Source organism: Pseudoalteromonas sp. SG43-5 (assembly GCF_014164345.1).
GTDB classification, from domain to species: Bacteria; Pseudomonadota; Gammaproteobacteria; order Enterobacterales; family Alteromonadaceae; genus Pseudoalteromonas; species Pseudoalteromonas distincta.
The window spans coordinates 165,361-183,858 of the sequence record NZ_JACJFA010000003.1 but is presented as its reverse complement, the minus strand read 5'-3'; the positions used below and the strand labels follow the sequence as shown (position 1 = coordinate 183,858).

The 18,498-nt window shown below is 39.2% G+C and carries 16 protein-coding genes; 10 read left to right on the top strand and 6 right to left on the bottom strand.

What is annotated here, in order from left to right; translation table 11 throughout:
• From H5161_RS04920 to H5161_RS04885, 8 genes are all read left to right on the top strand, one after another.
• A complete protein-coding gene (locus H5161_RS04920) occupies positions 1–1,131 on the top strand; it encodes a hypothetical protein (RefSeq protein ID WP_033021129.1) in 1,131 nt (376 codons plus the stop codon).
• Positions 1,128–2,495, top strand: coding sequence for a hypothetical protein (locus tag H5161_RS04915; RefSeq protein ID WP_182768811.1), 1,368 nt, complete (start codon positions 1,128–1,130; stop codon positions 2,493–2,495). Before H5161_RS04920 ends, H5161_RS04915 begins: the two co-directional genes overlap by 4 nt.
• Positions 2,496–2,504: 9 nt before the next feature.
• Positions 2,505–3,800, top strand: coding sequence for a hypothetical protein (locus H5161_RS04910; RefSeq protein ID WP_121955187.1), 1,296 nt, complete (start codon positions 2,505–2,507; stop codon positions 3,798–3,800).
• Entirely contained in the window at positions 3,800–4,513 is a 714-nt protein-coding gene (locus H5161_RS04905) for a hypothetical protein (RefSeq protein WP_182768810.1), read from the top strand. Before H5161_RS04910 ends, H5161_RS04905 begins: the two co-directional genes overlap by 1 nt.
• Positions 4,514–4,532: 19 nt before the next feature.
• The gene (locus H5161_RS04900) at positions 4,533–5,750 is read left to right on the top strand and encodes a murein transglycosylase domain-containing protein (protein ID WP_121955185.1); all 1,218 of its coding nucleotides are present in this window, start codon (positions 4,533–4,535) and stop codon (positions 5,748–5,750) included.
• 1 nt (position 5,751) lies between these two features.
• On the top strand, positions 5,752–6,321 hold the full coding sequence (locus tag H5161_RS04895; protein ID WP_002960153.1) for a hypothetical protein: 570 nt from the start codon (positions 5,752–5,754) through the stop codon (positions 6,319–6,321).
• 77 nt (positions 6,322–6,398) lie between these two features.
• Entirely contained in the window at positions 6,399–6,647 is a 249-nt protein-coding gene (locus H5161_RS04890) for a DUF4282 domain-containing protein (RefSeq protein WP_002960155.1), read from the top strand.
• A 149-nt stretch (positions 6,648–6,796) separates the two neighbouring features.
• The gene (locus tag H5161_RS04885; protein WP_182692473.1) at positions 6,797–7,288 is read left to right on the top strand and encodes a DUF2798 domain-containing protein; all 492 of its coding nucleotides are present in this window, start codon (positions 6,797–6,799) and stop codon (positions 7,286–7,288) included.
• 52 nt (positions 7,289–7,340) lie between these two features.
• Here H5161_RS04885 and uvrA read toward each other — a convergent pair whose 3' ends face one another.
• On the bottom strand, positions 7,341–9,899 hold the full coding sequence (gene uvrA, locus H5161_RS04880) for an excinuclease ABC subunit UvrA (RefSeq protein ID WP_182768809.1): 2,559 nt from the start codon (positions 9,897–9,899) through the stop codon (positions 7,341–7,343).
• 267 nt (positions 9,900–10,166) lie between these two features.
• Between uvrA and H5161_RS04875 the strand changes: the two genes are divergently transcribed.
• A complete protein-coding gene (locus H5161_RS04875) occupies positions 10,167–10,571 on the top strand; it encodes a hypothetical protein (protein ID WP_024597346.1) in 405 nt (134 codons plus the stop codon).
• A 13-nt stretch (positions 10,572–10,584) separates the two neighbouring features.
• Here the strand turns inward: H5161_RS04875 and H5161_RS04870 are convergent, their stop codons facing one another.
• The 3 genes from H5161_RS04870 to H5161_RS04860 are packed head-to-tail and all read right to left on the bottom strand — an operon-like array spanning position 10,585 to position 14,292.
• The gene (locus H5161_RS04870) at positions 10,585–11,373 is read right to left on the bottom strand and encodes a LytTR family DNA-binding domain-containing protein (protein ID WP_182724059.1); all 789 of its coding nucleotides are present in this window, start codon (positions 11,371–11,373) and stop codon (positions 10,585–10,587) included.
• Entirely contained in the window at positions 11,370–12,410 is a 1,041-nt protein-coding gene (locus tag H5161_RS04865; protein WP_182768808.1) for a sensor histidine kinase, read from the bottom strand. Before H5161_RS04865 ends, H5161_RS04870 begins: the two co-directional genes overlap by 4 nt.
• Before the next feature lie 28 nt (positions 12,411–12,438).
• Complete coding sequence (locus tag H5161_RS04860; protein WP_182768807.1) at positions 12,439–14,292, bottom strand: CIA30 family protein; 1,854 nt, start codon at positions 14,290–14,292, stop codon at positions 12,439–12,441.
• Positions 14,293–15,343: 1,051 nt separating this feature from the next.
• Here H5161_RS04860 and H5161_RS04855 point away from each other — a divergent pair.
• Positions 15,344–16,321 carry a helix-turn-helix domain-containing protein gene (locus H5161_RS04855; RefSeq protein WP_182768806.1) on the top strand — a complete coding sequence of 326 codons (978 nt, stop codon included), beginning with the start codon at positions 15,344–15,346 and terminating at the stop codon, positions 16,319–16,321.
• Between the two features lie 364 nt (positions 16,322–16,685).
• On the opposite strand, the gene H5161_RS04850 is transcribed toward H5161_RS04855, so the two are convergent.
• Together H5161_RS04850 and H5161_RS04845 are read right to left on the bottom strand one after the other, a co-directional pair.
• Positions 16,686–17,612 (bottom strand): DMT family transporter, encoded by a 927-nt coding sequence (locus H5161_RS04850; protein ID WP_182695398.1) that lies wholly within the window; start codon positions 17,610–17,612, stop codon positions 16,686–16,688.
• Between the two features lie 101 nt (positions 17,613–17,713).
• Positions 17,714–18,421: an AraC family transcriptional regulator gene (locus tag H5161_RS04845; RefSeq protein ID WP_182768865.1), complete on the bottom strand. Its 708-nt coding sequence runs from the start codon at positions 18,419–18,421 to the stop codon at positions 17,714–17,716.
• Between the last annotated feature and the right edge of the window lie 77 nt (positions 18,422–18,498).

The following is an 18,498-nucleotide window of genomic DNA, read 5'->3' as shown; positions in this document are numbered from 1 at the left end:
ATGAAATTAATAAAAAACTTAACTCTATCAGCATTTACACTCGCCTTATTAGCAGGATGTAACTCTTCACCTAAACAAGGAAGTGCTACACAATCAGGGTTGGTTAGTAACAACGCCTCAAATACCGTAATAGCCAAAAGTGCTTATATATTTAATGACGCGGATATAGCTATGCCTGCATATTTTGACACCCAAGGTCTAGAGCGTTGCACGTTTGATGCAAATACAGAAACAGATAGTTGTCCGCTTAAAAAACCAATCGTACGCATGTACTTTGATTTAGCTGGTGTAAATGGCAGTGGTATTGGTGTTGATGCTATGCGCGAGTTTGACAACCAAAACTTATTGCTAATGCTCGAAAATCAATTTGCAGGAATTAATCGCTTCAGGATAGTAACGCGTGATGATGATGCTATTTCAAAGGAACAACAATTAATTTTACAACAACAAGGAGTAGTTGCCGCTGCCAAGCGTGCAGAAGTTAAAGCGTTAATCCCCGATTTTGTAGTAAAAATAGACTCACTCAGAACATTAAAAACCGAAGGTTCAATTACCGATTGGGCCGACTATACATTAGAGTTGACAACAGGCGTTATAAATCCGCAAACACGTGAAAAACTATCGCACCCTAATTTAGGCAAAATTCGTGTTAAATCTGAAGATGTACGTGATCGCTCGGAGTTAAAATTTACGACTGTAAGCGGGCGCTACGTCGCAGGTTTTCACTTTGATCAAAGTGCTCATGTAAATGCAGTACTCAGTGATATGGGATCGCGTGGTATTGATATCTTGCTTACCCGTATGTTGAGTGAAATGCCTGCCACAGCGCAAGTTTTAGGTATTAAAGGGAACAAAATTAGTTTAGATAGAGGTCAAAATGCTGGCGTACTTCCTAACGAAACAATGATAGTTTTTAGCTATGAAGCAGGATTTGTTGAACCGATTGGCGTTGCGAATGTTAACCCTTCGCGTAGTAGTGCAAATGGTGAAATTATTCGTTGGAAAGACTCCGATGCAGCAGATGATGTTAAAAACAAAGCTGAAAATGGTATTTATCGACCGTCAAATGGTACAAAAATATTTGCTGTATCGGTCGGTACTCCCGCTGACTTTTTGGAGAGCCGTACATGATCAAAAAGCTTGGTTTATTAGCATTATGTTCCTTGAGTGCGCAAGCTCAAGTGAATGTATTGTCTGATGGTACACTGCAAACACAGTCATGTGCATATGGACGAGGTAGCACGGCTATCTCGGGTGCAAAAGCCCAAGCTAGTGCTGAGCTTATAAGTTTTATTAAAGGTAATAAAAGCTTAACAACCCAGAGTGCACAGCAACATTTAGCAACCAGTTTAGATGATGATGCCGCCAGCTTATATGAGCAACAACGCACTATGATGATGGAAGGTTTGAGTGCTGGTGCCGTTCCTTTAAATTACTCAACGCCTACACTCAGTGGTAACGACACATGCATGACTGTAAGCCTTAACCCGCAAGAGTTAGGAGAGCCGCAAGAGCAAAGCTGGCAACAAACCACTCAAAATATTAGTGTGACAGTAATAGGCCAAGGCTGGAAAAAAGAAGGTAAAACAGCACTGACGATTGCAGAGCAAGATGCTTTGCAACGTGCTGTATCGCAAGTTGTAGGTGTGTGGCTTACTCAGCAGCATACGCAATCATCAAGTACAAGTATGAATATTGTTGACGGTAACGAATCAACAAACATGCAAGAGTTAATAGGGCAACAGCTTTCGAGTCATAGTGAAGGGCTTGTGAAAGAGTGGCAAACCCTGCAAACCAGAGAACTGCAAAATGGTGGTGTGGAAGTCACCGTTATGGCTGTTGTAGAAAAAGCACCACTTATTCAAAAAGCATCTAAATTATTAAGCATGATTGGTTCACCTAGAGTGCAGGTTATTGCGCCTGAACCATTAAAAACCGAACTAAAAGTTTGGTTAAACGAGCAAGGAATTGAAGTTGGTAACGCGGCTAGTTTAGTTATTTATGCAAAATCTGAAGTGATTAAGCGCGCTAACAACAGACAACTTTATTTAAGTGCTGACGTTAGAGATTTAGCTGGAAACACTTATGGTCAGTGGAAAAACGATCCTTCATTTATGTCGTTGCCTAATGCTCCTTACGTAGAAAAAGATTTAATGGCAGTACATTTGGCGAGCGAGTCACAATCAAAAGCGCTTCATAAAGCCCTTAATAATGCATTTACTCAAGTAGTTGCAAGAGGGGGCTTGGTTCGTGAAGTCATGTTGCCAAGCAATAAGCTAACGCAACCAGAAAAATTGCATGATGTGTTAAGTACGTTAGGTGGCGTAAGCGATATATCTATACATAAACAGCAAAAATATACCGTAGCAAGCCTGAGATTTAAAGGTAGCACCGGGGAGCTTGCTCATGCGCTTGATCAGGCGTTAATGACAATAACAGCAAAAAGCCTTTCAAAAATTACAGTCGAAGACGACTTTACACTCAGGTACAAATAAGGATAGATGATGAAATTAAAAATATTAACATTAGCAATGGTTTTAGCTATGCCTGCAATCGCAGAGGAAGAATTTAGCTTAACAGATATGATACCTGCTCGCCCAGGCGCGCAAGTAGTGGGTGCTGAACAAGCCGAAGTTTCTGGCGATGTAGTGGTTGCAAAAGATACAAGCGTTGCAGTTGCTGTTGCTCATCAGGCACTGATGGATGACAACGAAGACGGTATTAAAATGATTCAAGTTGGTAGTGGCACCGGTATTTTATCTATTGGTAGTGCTAGTTATAACACCTACGAAAATATGAATGCGACTTTGCTGTCTAAACGCGGTGCTTATAATCAAGCTTATTTAATTGCGAAAAAACAATTAATTGAAAATATGAAAGGTGTTGAACATCAATGTAGCAATGTAGTGTCTGCAAGAATGGATGTTATTGATACGGGCGTTGAAGGTACGGCAAACGAACAAACTAATATGATGGAGGCGTGTAAAGAGTCTGTATCGGGTTCGTTAGCGGGCTTTGTTACTTATGACGTTTACGACAACATTGATGATAAAGGCGTACGTGTAAGCTTAATTTCAACGCCTAAAACACGTTCACAAATTAAAGGTAATCGTGGTGCCGTAGCGGTAACTACTGAACCGAATGTAATTTTCCAACAAGTAATCAGTGATGTTAAAAGTGGTGTTTTACCACCGGTTGGCGCCAAAGTACTTACTAACGCTGATACTGGCGAAGTTATCGTTTTAGGTTATGGCTCTGCAATTGCACGTCAAAATAGAAACAGCAATGTTGCTCGTAAGCTTAAAGGCGTTGCTAAATCGCAATCGCAAACACGTGCGCGTTCTGCGTTGCTTGCCACTATTCAAGGTGAAAAAGTGTATTGGCAAGGTAGTTTTGACGAAAAGCAAATGGAAGGTACTAAACAGTTTGAGTACGATGACCCATACTTAAATGATCCGCAACAAGTAGAAATTCTTGAAGAAGATCGCAGTACGTTTTTAAATCAATTAAAAACATCTGACGAATATTCAACCGTTGCAAAAGGTAAATTACCACCTGGTGTAAGTGTTAAAAGTTTTGCAAGTGATGATGGATTTTGGCAGTACAGCGTAGCTGTTTATGCGCCAAGCTTAGAGGCAACGGCACGCAAAGCAGCTAAAGAGATGGAAGGTAATAATGGCCAAACTGTTAACGGTGTAAGTCACTACGGCCACAAAATAAAAGCACACGGTGGGTTAAACGAAAAAGCGGCTAACCCCCAAGGTGCATCAGGTAAAGTAGCGAGCGAAAAGGAACTTTAATGCTAGCACCTATTTTAGCGCTTTCGTTGGTGGCTTCGGCCACTTTCGACTCAGAGCAAACCATTGAACAACAAACTGCTTTTTTTAAAAGTCAGGCTAATGGTCAATACGCCCGAGTAATGGCGTTAAAATCGAGTGCAAAAAATGCGCTTGAGCAGGCATGTCGAAATGCATTGACCTTGCCTGATCGTCGTATTATTAAAAATACTTTAGCTAATAAGCTCAATATTACTTTGCCAGAGTCGGTAAGCTTTATTGACGCTGAAATTACGGACTATGAGCAAGAAAAACAGCAAGAATGGTTAACTTGTACTGGTGTTGTAACACCTGCCGCGCAAGATATTAACGAAGCTGGACTTGCCATTAGAGCGGCTTGGCAAGTTGGTAGCCAAAAAGATAAAGCAAACTTACGCCCTTTATTGCAAGTTGCATTGAATCACCCTACAACGATGTCTGATGCAGTAGCATTAGCAGCGGATCAATCGCCAGAGGAGCAACGTTTAAGCTATCTCGATAAATATTTAAAAGCGAGTGAGCTAAAACTCGACGAAGCGAGAGCCTCAGTTGCACAAACCTGGTTTGTTAATAAGCGCTATAAGCAAGTAATTTCGTTAACCCGGCGATGTGGAAGCATAGACTGTAAGCGTTTAAACTTAGCTGCTCAAACTGAGTTTGATAATCTATCTGCTGATGATTTAAGTAGTTATTTTTAATTTTATAGGGATATAAAAAATGCACTCAAAAGTTAAAATACTACTAAAAATTAGCGCTTTAGCTTGTTTAACTATGAGCTTAAATAGCTTAGCTCAAACAAGTGAAGAAGCCGAATTTGAGGCTTTTTTAAAAAAGCGTCAAAGTGAGTTTAGTCAGTACGAACAACAGCAAAAGCAAGAATTTGAAGCGTTTGTAAGTGCTTGGCATAATGCGCAAAATGCATATTTAGAACAAGTAACCCAAAAGTGGCAAGATCCAAACCTGCCAAGCTCAACAGTGTGGGTTAAATACAGTGATGATCTAAATAAACGCACGAGTGTAAATTTCGAAAGTGGTGAAGTCGTTGTTGAGTTATTAAACAGCCAAAACGACGAGCAAGCAGTTGAATATGCAAAGCAGCAATTAAATGAGCTTTCACAAGTAACGGTAAATAAAACACTTTCAAATGATCCCGTTTATATTGCGGCAAATAACACAATAAACAGCAAAAACTTTACCTCAACGGGTAAGCCTTTAAATAAAAAAGTTGAGCAAAGTAAGTCACCAACAACGACTCAAGCTAAAAAAATAGTCGAGCAAACGGTGCTCTCTACAGAGATTGTAAAAGAGGTGCTCACTGCAAAGGCACCTGTAATAACTAAACAAAAAGACAGAGTAACAATTAGCTATAAATTGCCCGATAATACACTTTCGAACCAAGCAAAACGTTATCTACCAGAAGTCCAACAGCAAGCCAAGCGTTATAACTTAGATCCCGCACTGTTATTGGCAATTATACATACCGAATCGAGTTTTAATCCGCTTGCACGATCGCCAATTCCTGCTTTTGGTTTAATGCAAATAGTGCCTACTTCAGCGGGTAAAGATGTGAGCAATTTTTTGCAAGGTAAACCGCTATTACTTAGCCCTGAGTACTTATTTCAGGCTGATAATAACGTAGAAGCAGGCAGCACTTATGTGCATATTTTAAGTAATCGTTACTTTAAAAATGTACGTAATGTGCAATCAAGAATTTACATGAGTATTGCCGCTTATAATACTGGCCCAGGTAACGTAGCCAAAACGCTGAGTGGCTCTAAATCACTGAACCAAGCAAGTATTGCAGCTAATGCAATGTCAGCTGAGAAGGTTTACACCCTAATGGTTAACAATTTACCTGCGCAAGAAACCCGTAACTATTTACAAAAAGTGGTAAAACGCACCGCTTATTATCAAAAGCAATTGAAAGGAATTTAAAATGAAAAAGTTATTACCTCTAATAGCCGCTTTAGCATTAGGTGCGTGTTCAAGCACTGAAAAAACACAGTCGGAGCCGTTAGCAAAAAATGATTCAGTACCAAGTTGGGTGTTATTACCTGTGTCTGATAAAGGTTTAGCATCGTCGTCATGCGTACCTTGGTCAGGCAGTATGTCAACCGACAGAGCACAAGCAATTGCAGCTGCTCGCGCCGATTTATCTCAGCAAATACAGGTTAAAGCAAGCGTTATGGACAAGCTATACCAACGTAAAGCACAAAGTAATGATGAGCTAAACGTTGGTGGAACTTTTGAGCAAGTAAGTAAGCAAGTTGCACAGCAAAGCCTTGTGGGTGCTGTGCCACAAGAAGTTGCATTTGCTAAATTAGACGGGGTAAAGCAACTTTGTACATTCGTTGTAATGAGCAATACACAAGAAACATTTAATAACCTAGTAGCTCAATCTGGTAAGCGTCTAGATCCTAGTTCACGCGAAGCGCTTTACGAAGAGTTTAAAGCCCAAAAAGCGATGAAAGATCTTGAAAAAGAGCTAGATAGTTTAAATAAGTAATAAAAAATTCTATATTACTAGTTTAGTTTCTAACTCCGCTAAACTAGTATTCTTAAACGGAGTTATAAAGGACTAAAATGAAAGATATATTCTTTTTTGATTCAATGTTAACCCCAAAAATAATTACATTCGTTTACTGGTTAATTTTAATAGGTACTTTGATCTCAGGTGTAACAACAATGTTTGCTAAGTATGGTGGTGGTTTCATTAGTGGTTTGGCCATAATTGTTGGTGGGGCAATTGGTGCGCGCATCTGGTGTGAGCTATTAATTGTATTATTTAAAATTCATGAGAATCTTCAAAAAATAGCTAATAAATCAGAATAAATTTAAATACTCATAAAGTAGTGGTTGCATCGAGTGCTACCACTACTTTTAATCTTAGGCGGTCCAACCAATTTAAAGTAGTTGATATTGTCAATTAATTTGTTATAGTTGATTTTGTCATCTATTTAACGCTTAAGGCATGCCCAAAAATGAGTACACCCGTATCAGCAAACCCAGTAATGGTTGAGCCTAAAAAAACACCTGTAATTTATAAAATACTGGTTATGGTAAGTATTATTACCTTAATTGGCGGTACGCTAACTGGCATTATGACTTATGTGAATGTGGGTGTTACAGAGCATTTTTATGCAGATTGGTTTACCTCATTTATAAGTGCAGTATTGGTTATGGCGCCTGTTGGTTTTGTAATGATGACCTTAATGCATAAGCTAGTTAATAAGTTATTGCCTAGTAGTAGCGAGCTAAAACGTAACTTAGTGATTAGTGTTTTTATGGCGCTGATCATGGAGTCGGTTATGGCGTTTGTTACCGCTACTAATAATATTGGCTATGCAGATATGCGTGTATTTGTAACTGGATGGGCTGAAGGGTTATTAGCCGCATTACCAATAGGTTTAACTATAATGCTGATAATGTCGGTTACGGTAAAACCTAAAATAGAACGCTTTTTAAAAAGCTAATAACAAAAAAGAGCCATTGGCTCTTTTTTGTTATTTAGTGTTTACCTGCTCTTTAAATTGCACGATTCAAAAAAGGTGCTGTTCGGCTTATTTTAGATTGGGCTACCTCTGTAGGTTTCCCTTGCGCTACAATTAAGCCGCCTTCTTCGCCAGCACCGGGTCCTACATCAATAACCCAGTCACTATTGCGGGCTACTTGCATATCGTGTTCAACCATAATGACGGTATTGCCAGCATCCACTAATTTATTTAACTGCGACATCAGCATTGATACATCCGATGGGTGCAGGCCTGTAGTTGGCTCATCAAGAACATAAAGTGTGTTACCGCGCTGCGCACGTTGAAGCTCTGTTGCTAATTTAATACGCTGCGCTTCACCGCCCGAAAGCTCAGTGGCAGGTTGCCCTAAACGTAAATACCCAAGACCTACTTGCATAAGTGCATCGAGTGATCGCAGTATTGCAGGCTCATTTTCAAAAAAGGTATATGCCGATTCAACCGTTAAATTTAGAATATCGCTGATGTTTTTATCACGATATGTAACCTCAAGTGTTTGCTCGTTATAACGTTTGCCATGACACACTTGGCAAGGTGAATAAACGCTAGGTAAAAACAGCAGCTCTATACTCACAAAGCCAACGCCTTCACAGTTTTTACAGCGACCTTTAGCAACATTAAACGAAAAGCGACCAGCATCGTAACGGCGCTCTTTCGCTTTTTGGGTAGAAGCAAATAGTTTACGCACATGATCAAATAAACCCGTATAGGTAGCTAAGTTTGAACGAGGGGTACGGCCAATCGCTTTTTGATTTACGGTAATCAGGCGGCTTATATTATTTATTCCTTCAATGATTTTTCCGCTGGTGTGTGTTTGCAGCTCTTGTTCGAGTAAGTCGGCTTCGTCGGTTGGCGCTTCCGTTATTATTTTTTGCCCAAGTGCTTCGTAAACAAGTTCTACTAACGCTTGGCTTACTAAACTTGATTTACCAGAGCCCGAAACACCAGTAACGGTTGTCATAACACCTAGTGGAAATTCTGCATTGAGTTTTTTAAGATTGTTACGCTCAATATCTGCCAATTTTAACCACGCTTTTGGCTGCCTTTGCTCCTTTTTTTGCGCGCTGTTTTGAGTTGACTCTTGACTGGCGTTTTTAGCAAAAAGGTGACGACCGGTGTGCGAATTTTTTATTTTTCTTAACCCTTCAACAGGGCCGCTGTAAATAATGTTGCCACCATGCACACCGGCATCAGGGCCTACATCAACAATCCAATCAGCATGTTCAACAACGCTAACATCGTGTTCAACAACAAATACAGAATTGCCAGCCGCTATTAGCTCATCAAGCGCTTTTAAAAGTGCTTGAGTGTCTGCAGGGTGTAAACCCGCTGAAGGTTCATCTAACACGTAAACTACCCCAAATAATTTAGAGCGAATTTGTGTGGCAAGTCGCAATCGTTGTAGCTCTCCGGGTGAGAGCGTTGGCGTTGTACGCTCAAGCGACAAGTACCCTAAACCAAGCATGGTTAGTGCTTCAATACGGGTAAGAATATCGCTGGCAATGCGCTGCGTAACAATGGCTTGCTCTGGATTTTTTGTATTTTTATTTACTTTGGTGTTGGCGGCATTACTTAATTTTTTAGCAAGTTCGTTTAATGTAAGTTGAGATAGCTCGCCAATATCAAGCCCTGCAAATTTAACACTTAGCGACGCTTGTTTTAATTTTTTACCTTGGCAGGTAGGGCACTGCGATATTTGCATAAACTGCGATACGCGCTTTTTTGTACGCGGGCTTTGGGTAGTAGCAAAAGACTGTAAAACAAAGCGTTTAGCGCTTGAAAAAGTTCCCATGTAGCTTGGATCTTCATTATTTTTTATCGCATTATGTGTTTGCTCATAGGTGTAATCTGGGTATACCGGCACAGTAGGTGTTTCGTCGGTAAATAAAATCCAATCGCGTGCTTTTTTAGAAAGTTTGTTCCAAGGTGTGTCTATGTCATAACCAAGCGAGGTAAGTATACGGCTTAGGTTTTTACCTTGCCATGCTGGTGGCCACGCGGCTATAGCGCGCTGGCGAATAGTTTTCGTATCATCTGGCACAAGTAGCTTTTCGGTTACTTCAAACACTCGGCCTATTCCTGAGCATTCTGGGCAGGCACCTTGTGGCGTATTCGGCGAAAACGCATCGGCGTAAAGTATGCCTTGCCCTTTGGGGTATTCGCCTGCGCGTGAGTAAAGCATGCGTAGCGCGTTAGAAATAGTTGTTATGCTGCCAACTGATGAGCGAACCGACGGTGCGCCGCGTTGCTGCTGCAAAGCAACGGCAGGCGGTAGCCCTTCAATAGAATCAACATCGGGCTCATCAACTTGATCTATCAACCTTCGGGCGTACGGCGATACTGAATCAAGGTAACGGTGCTGCGACTCAGCAAACAGCGTTCCAAACGCAAGCGACGACTTTCCAGAGCCCGATATTCCTGTAAAAACAACCAATGCGTTACGAGGTAAATCAACGTCTACATTTTTTAAGTTGTGAACGCGTGCCCCTCTTATTTGAATGCTATTACTGGGATCAGATAAATCCATTGTTGAGTTTTTATGTGTGCTTGCCATACGTTTATACTCCTGTTTAATCGCGCTTTTTACTTTAAGTTAGCTTTAATTATTTACTCTTATCACTCGTTATTACCTCAAAGTAGCGCAAGCACACTGAATGAGCGCTTAGTCTGTAGTGGCGCAGCCAAAGCGCTGGATAAAATTGTGATGATTGTTTGTTTACATAATAGGTATGGAATGCGAATATAATTTAAACAGTTATTGTTATGTAATTTATTAGGTAATTTACTAGGTATTTTACTAGGTAATAAAAAGGAACTCACAGTGAAGAAAGCCTTAGTGATCATTTTATTGGTGCTTTCGTGGGCAAGCCAAGCCGACTCTATCAAAGCGCTAAATGTTGACCGTGCAGTACCAAATAGCATGCACTTATCGTTTGCAAACGATAGCAACATAACCCCTAAAAAAGGGGATTTTAAAATCGTTAATTATGTATTAATGAGCAATGAAGAGGGCGAACGCTGGGCTGTTATAACGCTAACTAACTTATCGTCGGGCAATCGAGAATTAGGCGAGGAGCACTTACTTGCACTTTTTGCTGACGGCAGCCGATTTATGCCAATGGAATTTAAACTCGGTTTTAAAGGCAACGAAACACAATCGGTAACTGTATCGTTTGCCGATTATAAATTCCCTATTTTAAGTGTGTATTCGAGTAACGACCAGTAGCATATTGGATAAGTTAAATATGCAGCAATTGCTTTAACTTATCTGCGCCGGCTCTGCTGGTGCTTAGTTCAGATTTAATATCGTCATTTACAATCACCATAAGTTTGCCATTAAACCAGCGCTGTATTTCTTTAATGTGGTCAATATTAACCAAATAACTGCGGTGGATTCGTACAAAGTTATGTGCTGCTAAAGCATGCTCAAGCTGATCAAGTGTATCGCTTAAATGATGAAATGTATCGCCATTCCACGCCAAACTATTGCCCTGCTCCGATTTAATAAATTTAATATTACTAGGGGAGAGTAAAAATATGCGCTCACCACTTTTACTAATGAGCTTATTTATAGTGTTTTTGGTTAATGTAAACGTTTGCTCGTTGGGTTCGTGATTGACTAGGGTATGTGCACGTTGTTGCTCTAATTGCTGCTGCGCTTTGGCGAGAGCTTTTTTTAGCCTAGCAATAGGAAAAGGTTTGAGTAAGTAGTCAGTTGAGGCGTGCTCAAAAGCTTCAATAGCAAATTGGTCATACGCGGTTGTGTAAATAATAATGGGCTGGTAGTTAAGTAAATCAATAAGCTCAAGGCCGTTAATTTCAGGCATTTGAATATCAAGTAATACCACATCAGGGGTCAGCTCATTGATTAATGTAATAGCCTCTTTGCCATTTGTAGCCATAGCCACCAATTCAACATGCCCCATTAAACTTAATTGATGGCTTAATTTTTCGCGAGCGGGAAGCTCGTCATCGGCAAATAATACGCGCATTTTAGTAATAGTATGTTGCTGGTTTTTGCTGTTCATAGTGCTAGCTCCAACGTAACCACTGCACCATTATTATTGCTCAGTAGTACCTTACTTTTACCAAGTTGTTTGACGCGCTTGAGTATGTTTTTCATCCCTACACCATTGCCATGCCCGTGCTTTATTACATCGCTCGAAAAACCCTTACCATTATCGCTAATTTGTATTTTAACGCCGTTTGGAAGCTCACTCAGGGTTATATTAAGTATTAGAGAAGTTTGGTTGGCGTTGTGTTTAATGGCGTTTTCAATAATTGGCTGAATAAGTAGCGGTGGTAGCGATATGTCTTTAAGCCTATTGGGAATATGGTAATTAACCTGAAGTTTATCGCCAAAGCGTGCTTTTTCAATATTTAAGTATTTTTCTATTATTGTAAGCTCTTGCTGTAAAGGTATTTGCTGTTGCTCGGCGGTATCAAGGGAGTACCTTAAAATATCAGCAAGTTCATGCAGTACTTCATCGGCTAAATCAGGGTTTGTATGAATATAGGCCGAAATTGTATTTAAGCTATTAAACATAAAATGAGGGTTTAGTTGATATCGTAATGTAGCAAGTTGGGCTTGTTTAAGTGCGTGTTTTTCGGCTGTTGCGCGTTTTTTGTTTTCAATAAAAATACTGGTAAAGTAAATACACGATCCCCAAAGTAAGCCGTTAAATACAACAAATACTCCCATCGATTTATGCCCATCAAAAAGCTGTGTGAGTAATATATCGGTAAGCACATTACCAAGTGCCATAAATACAACTGCAATTAACCATTCAAATGCTATTTTGTTAATGTGTTTATTGCGAAGGGAAAAAATAACTGCTGCCGCACTCCAAACAGGAACCCAGTAAAAAGTTACGAACCACACAGTTGCAGCGAGTGCACTACCAGTAGTAAAGGGGGCGGAGTTCGCGATTATTAGCCCAAGGGCATAAGCAATATCTACAATAAGTAGAGTAAAAAAGCTGTATTTATAAAATGGATGTTTGAGCATAGTATGTGCTTCTTTTTGTAAGTGATTAAACCATAACAAAAAACAGTCAAAACCCAAATGATTTTGTGTTTTGACTGCTACTCATTTAAAAGTAAGTTAGCTCTTTGATTTGTAGTGTGTTTTTTAATGACTCAATGCTTGCGCCTGGCATTTTACGCCACATTAAGTTAACCCCAGTTAATTCTGTTGCCGACCACGTAACTGGGCTACCAAAACCAAATTGTTTAAGTGTAGTGAAGGGAATATCAAGCGTGGTCCATTCATCGCGCGGCTTTAAAAGTACACTAAAGTGATCCCAATCTTTTACATCACTATGATAAACAGACAAAGCAAAAGGCGTGGTAGACCCTTTATACGTTAAGCGCACACCTTTAAATGCTGAAGCATCAGCCGGTGATGTAAATTTTATTTCAGCGCCTGCCCACGCGCCAAAGCTTGTTGGCTTTGTAATGGTTGTATCTATAGTTAAGCTATTTTTATGCGTGGTAAGCGTTGCCACAGACTGACCACCCATTACCGAGTCGCTTAAGGCTTGCCATGGTGTATCACCGGTAAAATCATCAATAACATGCTGCGCTTGGCTGCTTTTAATTACTTCATTACAAGTGGGGCCTTGTGGCTTTATGGCTTTGTTTTGAGCAATAAGCGCTGGGCGGTCTACTTGTATACCTGCTTTATAAACCTCTGAGATTGTGTGAATATGGTTTATATCATCAAGTGGGTTTTGCTTAAGCAGTATAAAGCTTGCCTCAAAGCCTTTAGCAAGCTTACCAATACTATCTGCTTTATTGATCGCTTGTGCGCCGTTAACCGTTGCCGCATTAATTATTTCACCATTAGTTAGGCCCGCTTTTTTAAGTGCATCTAACTCGTTATGTAACCCTGTTCCATGGATTGTGTATGGGTTTCCGGCATCAGAGCCGGTGCCTATAGTGATATTAGCTTTATGTAACTTTTGAATATTTGCATAAGCGGTTTTACGTTCACTCCATGCGTGTTCTTTCCATTTTGAAGGCGCAGGCACATTTTCAAACAAGCACTCTTGAAGCTTTTCGGGAATGGTTTTTAGTAACTCGTTTTGTGAGCTAATAGTATGGTTATGCTTTTCATCGCTATGGTTGTGGTACACCGCAAGGGTAGGAATGTAGGTTACATTATGCTGTTTCATTAGCGTAATAAACTCATCATCTATCGCTTCGCTATTAATACCGTGGGCTAAAGCCGTTGCACCGGCCTTAATAGCGCGTTTGCCATCATCTAGTGTAGAAACATGCACAAAATACGGTAAATTAGCCGCTTTAGAGCGCTTACCAAGATCGCTTAATTGGCTATCAGTCAACGATTTACCCACACCGCCAAAGGTTTCAATAACCGCTTTAGTTACATGGGCTTGGGTGCTTATATGTTTTTTCCATAGCGCTGCTATGTCTTCATTTTTGGCAATTTCGTAAGCGTTGCCACCAAACTGCGTGCCATGCCCGCCAGGGTTGGTAAACAATGTACCTGCATAAAAAAGGTTAGGGGTTAGTTGGGCTTCTTCTAATTGAGCGGCTTCGTTTAGGGTTTGCTCAAACGAAAACAAATCAACAATGTTAGTTACGCCTAAATACAAATTAGAATTAAAGTGCGATTTAACCGGCAAATACTGAAACTCAGTAAAGTTACTGCCTGATGAACCCAAATGTACATGTAAATCAATTAAACCAGGTATTGCATATTGGTTGTTGGCATCAATAGTTTTATCGGCGTTTTGTAGTGGGTCGGTCGCTTTGGCAACGTTTACAATTTTACCATCGTCAATATAAAGCGAACTCGGCGCAGAAAAGCTTTGCGAATTACTTTGGTATACACGAATGTTGTCGACTCGCAGGTCAATGGCATGCGCACTAAAGTGGCTTGTTAAACTAAGTGCTATAACTGTTTTTGTAATAATGTTCATGACTATATTCCTTATCAAAATAGGTATTTGGCGTTTTGTTGATAAGGAATTTAGCGAGTTTTTTAACCTGCTTCATTAATGTTTATCTGAATCGACATTTTTTGCCGTTGAACCGACACTAAAGTAAATAAACGTAGTGGTGCGCTCAGGCTAACTGAACTAAATATTATGAATTAGCGATAGATCCCTTCGGCGGGTATGCCTATTTTAAGACAGGGTTTTAAAATTTAATCTTGTTTGAATGACTTTTAAAGGCGGCTAGGAGCGATTAACAGCCGCTCAAGCATCTTGTAATTGGAATCCATTTTTCTCTATAGCTGACGTTCGAACCTGCTTTACTAATGCTAACTATTAGCCGAAAGCTGACATTAGTTTTTGTAAAAGAATAAACAGATTATTGGTAATTAAAACCAATATATACTGCATGTTTGAGGGCTAGTGTAAGCTCGTTGCTGCCTTTGAACTTCCATCACTTGATGCTCATTTGAGCCTAAAGCAGTCAGTAATGAATTCGGTTTCAAGATCACTTTGTGAGTATAGAAGACGCTAGCATTTAATTTTTACACAGATTTCTAATGAATTAATCATGTCAAATTACTGAAAATTATTAATAATAATGTAAATTAACAACTTAAATCGAGCAACCGTTAGTCAACAAAATTGACCCATTACTAACATTCTTTTTTTGAGGTGGTTTAACTATGGATGCCCTAGTTATGCTATAGGTGATTTTAGCAATTAAACACTAAACTCTTCCCTAAGCGAGTGACAAAATTGGATCAAACGGGCACCTTTAAAGCTTTTGGGCTGGAAGACCTGCCTGATGGGGAAATTTTGCCATAGATTGACAGCTTAGTTATATTTAGGATGTCTGATTTGGTTCGACTCTCAAAATGAAAAACTAACTTGCTAGCACCAAATAAAATGTTTAAATTTAGCTGTTTAGCCTAATTGCAACCGCTGGTTGACAAATTAACAACTTGACTTGCTGGTCTGCAACTACCTGACTTTCTATGCTTACCGCTCAACAACAAATGAAGGAATGAACTTTATGATTTTAGCAGAAAAGATTGTCAGATTAAGAAAACAAGTTGGTTGGTCGCAGGAAGAATTGGCTGAAAAGATGAATGTTTCTAGGCAGTCAGTGTCTAAGTGGGAAAGCACTAATAGCATACCTGATTTAAATAGGATAATTATATTGGCGGAGCTTTTTGACGTGTCTACTGACTTTCTACTAAGAGATGAGAATGAAGCTTTTGATTCTCATGATGAAAATAAAAAGCCTGTTATCATTCAAATTAGTTTAGAACAAGCAGCAAAATATATTGAAAATAAGATGGAAGTGTCAGCCTTAATCACTAAAGGAGTTATACTTTGTTTATGCTCAGTAGTACCTTTGTTTTTCTTCTTGGCAATGGCTGAAACCAATCGATTGAACCTGACAGGCAATATCGCAACAGCGATAGGAGTTGTGTGTATTGTAGTTATGGTCTCTATGGGAATAAATTTTTTTCTCAGAGCCAACCAATATGAAAGCGATATAGCGGTAATAGATAATGAAGCATTTGAATTAGCCTATGGTGTACATGGTGTTTTCAATGAAAAATTAACAAAGTTCAGACCTACCTATAATCGAAGATTATCGTTGGGTATATTTATGTTCATTATCAGTTTTGCACCTCTTATGTTTGCTAGTATGCTTTTCAGAGGCCCAAGTATAACTCTAATGATGCTAATTGTACTTATGCTCATCATAGCCGCTGGGATATACATTGTGTCTCCTGTTGCGGCTAAATACGAGGCTTATAACAATATTCTAAAAGATGGGCCTCTAGATACCGTAAAGAGTAGACGTGTAAAACGTGCTGAAAAACTCGCTGCATTCTACTGGCCTTTGCTAATCGCTATCTTTCTTGGTTGGAGCTTATGGACTATGGATTGGGGCGTAACTTGGATAATTTGGCCTGTAGGGGCTGTACTTTTCGCTGCACTGGTTGGATTAATGGAGTTGCTGGATAAAGAAGAGTGATGAACATGATATGCATCTTTATCAGCGATACAAAAACCTAATCTTAACCAGTAACTTTCTAATATGGCAGAGATTAGGGGGGATACAAATAAGTCATCTAAATATAAATACTTGAACAACCGCTATGCTGGCATTTACGATCATCAATCTAGACCTAAATTCAAATACTATAAATGGCACTTTAGCGAAGTTCGGCTGTGAGCGTGAGGCAGACTGTGAGAAATTATGATGTATGAAGTCAATACTCGTCTCCTTGGTTATTACATTTTATGAACGTTCGTTACGAGCGTTCATGTTTTTTTACTTTATATAAATGAATTATACCCTATGGTAAGCTTTTAAAAGCATTGTCAATGCTCTTAAGCTACATAGATTTAATAGGTACTCTTAATTGCTTTTGAGGTTTGATGGTTTGCATTAATAGGCATAGTGATACCAAAGCCACACCTATCCAACCAATTATCTTAAACCTTTCACCAATAACGAAAACGGCTAAAACAGTTGCAACTAATGGTTCTATTAAGGTAATTAATGTCGCTTTACTTGCATTTATATAATTCAAGCCAAAACCAAATAATAAGTATCCTAAAAACATTGGAATTACTGCCATATACAAAGATGCCAATGCATTGGTTGCGCTTGAAAATAAGTTATCACCTGTAAACCATAATGAAGGGAGTAACAATAAAGCAGCACAACCAAACAGTCCTGACATTGACGATTTCGAATGAACTCCACTTTCAATTAAACTCCTTGCTGCCCATGAATAACCTGCATAGGTTAATCCAGCAATACACCCCAAAAGAATACCCAGGCTCTGTTGATTAATACTGTATGAAGGATCATTACTCTGATCTCTACCTAACGTTAATAAAGTAATACCTATAGCTCCAATAACAAAACTCAGTACCCATTCCAGTGATATATTTTTTTTACTAATTAGGCTTTCAAGGATTGCAGCAAAAAAAGGTGCCGTAGCAATTGAAACTACAGTGCCAATTGCAACACCTGATAAACGCATTGAAGTATAAAATGCTAATGGATAGATAGCGACAGAAGCGGCACCTAAAAGTAATACCTTAGGCTGTGAAATCATGAGCTTATAATCTATAAATAACGTTTTTCGTGCTGTAATAACAAGTAGCACTCCCCCTATTCCCATAGAGAATGCACCAATTGCAAACGAACTCACATCAGGGGAATAGCTTGCTGCGGTGCCTGTTGTTCCCCACAAAAAACTAGCAATAATGATAGCAATTACACCTTTAAAACTTCCGTGATGACTTTGCATAGTGATACCTGTTTTTTATTATTTCAATACAGAAATTGTATGCTAATGATGAAAGGAGTTTTTAACAATTAAGACGCTATCGTTGACAATAAAGACTAAGTTTACTTTTTGAATTTATTAGGTGGTAGGCCAAAGTATTGTGAAAACTTTCGGCTAAAGGCTGACGGCTCTTTGTAGCCTACTTTTTCACCAATGATTGATAGTGGATAATCTGTGTGTGTTAGTAAAGCTTGCGCTTTTTCCATACGAAGTTTGGTTACGTATTTCATCACAGTCATATTTGTTTGTTGCTTAAATAGTTTCTTAAACTGCGTTTCGCTTAGAAAAGCAGATTCAGCCAGGCGTTTAATGTGAAGTTGCTCTGCAATATTTTGCTCTATGAAGGATATTGCTGTACCAATACGGTTATCTACTTTTGGCAATAAAGGTTGCTCTGCAAGCAGTAAACTGAACATTTCAAACATCGCCTGTTCTAATTGAGCATTAACTTTATTTTCTAATTGGTTTTCGATAAAGGTTAAGTAACTTTTAAGGGATGAGTTAATTGCAAAAACAATACAGTGAGAAGATGAAATATTTAGGGGTAGGTTTTTCATGTCCACAACTACAAATCTAGCTTCAGTATCTGCAGTGAACAAGTGCTCTTCATTGGTTTTAACTACAACACATTCACTTGGCGCAACTTTACCATTGAAATCACCAACGCATATATTTATGACACCACGTAAAGGTAAAACCAATTGATTAAAGTGATGTGAGTGACGGGTTGGTTTTGTGCTATAAGAACGAATGGATAATAGATTTTTCATAATAACAGAAATGTATGGCCTTATTTCATCCTGATTTTGGTTATACATAGTAGAGCAATGGATGACAAAGTGAAGTG

Bases quoted from the DNA above. Each gene is read 5' to 3' on its own strand.
- H5161_RS04920 (WP_033021129.1), top strand. From the start codon at position 1: ATGAAATTAATAAAAAACTTAACTCTATCAGCATTTACACTCGCCTTA.
- H5161_RS04915 (WP_182768811.1), top strand. From the start codon at position 1,128: ATGATCAAAAAGCTTGGTTTATTAGCATTATGTTCCTTGAGTGCGCAA.
- H5161_RS04910 (WP_121955187.1), top strand. From the start codon at position 2,505: ATGAAATTAAAAATATTAACATTAGCAATGGTTTTAGCTATGCCTGCA.
- H5161_RS04905 (WP_182768810.1), top strand. From the start codon at position 3,800: ATGCTAGCACCTATTTTAGCGCTTTCGTTGGTGGCTTCGGCCACTTTC.
- H5161_RS04900 (WP_121955185.1), top strand. From the start codon at position 4,533: ATGCACTCAAAAGTTAAAATACTACTAAAAATTAGCGCTTTAGCTTGT.
- H5161_RS04895 (WP_002960153.1), top strand. From the start codon at position 5,752: ATGAAAAAGTTATTACCTCTAATAGCCGCTTTAGCATTAGGTGCGTGT.
- H5161_RS04890 (WP_002960155.1), top strand. From the start codon at position 6,399: ATGAAAGATATATTCTTTTTTGATTCAATGTTAACCCCAAAAATAATT.
- H5161_RS04885 (WP_182692473.1), top strand. From the start codon at position 6,797: ATGAGTACACCCGTATCAGCAAACCCAGTAATGGTTGAGCCTAAAAAA.
- uvrA (WP_182768809.1), bottom strand. From the start codon at position 9,899: ATGGCAAGCACACATAAAAACTCAACAATGGATTTATCTGATCCCAGT.
- H5161_RS04870 (WP_182724059.1), bottom strand. From the start codon at position 11,373: ATGAACAGCAAAAACCAGCAACATACTATTACTAAAATGCGCGTATTA.
- H5161_RS04860 (WP_182768807.1), bottom strand. From the start codon at position 14,292: ATGAACATTATTACAAAAACAGTTATAGCACTTAGTTTAACAAGCCAC.
- H5161_RS04855 (WP_182768806.1), top strand. From the start codon at position 15,344: ATGATTTTAGCAGAAAAGATTGTCAGATTAAGAAAACAAGTTGGTTGG.
- H5161_RS04850 (WP_182695398.1), bottom strand. From the start codon at position 17,612: ATGCAAAGTCATCACGGAAGTTTTAAAGGTGTAATTGCTATCATTATT.
- H5161_RS04845 (WP_182768865.1), bottom strand. From the start codon at position 18,421: ATGAAAAATCTATTATCCATTCGTTCTTATAGCACAAAACCAACCCGT.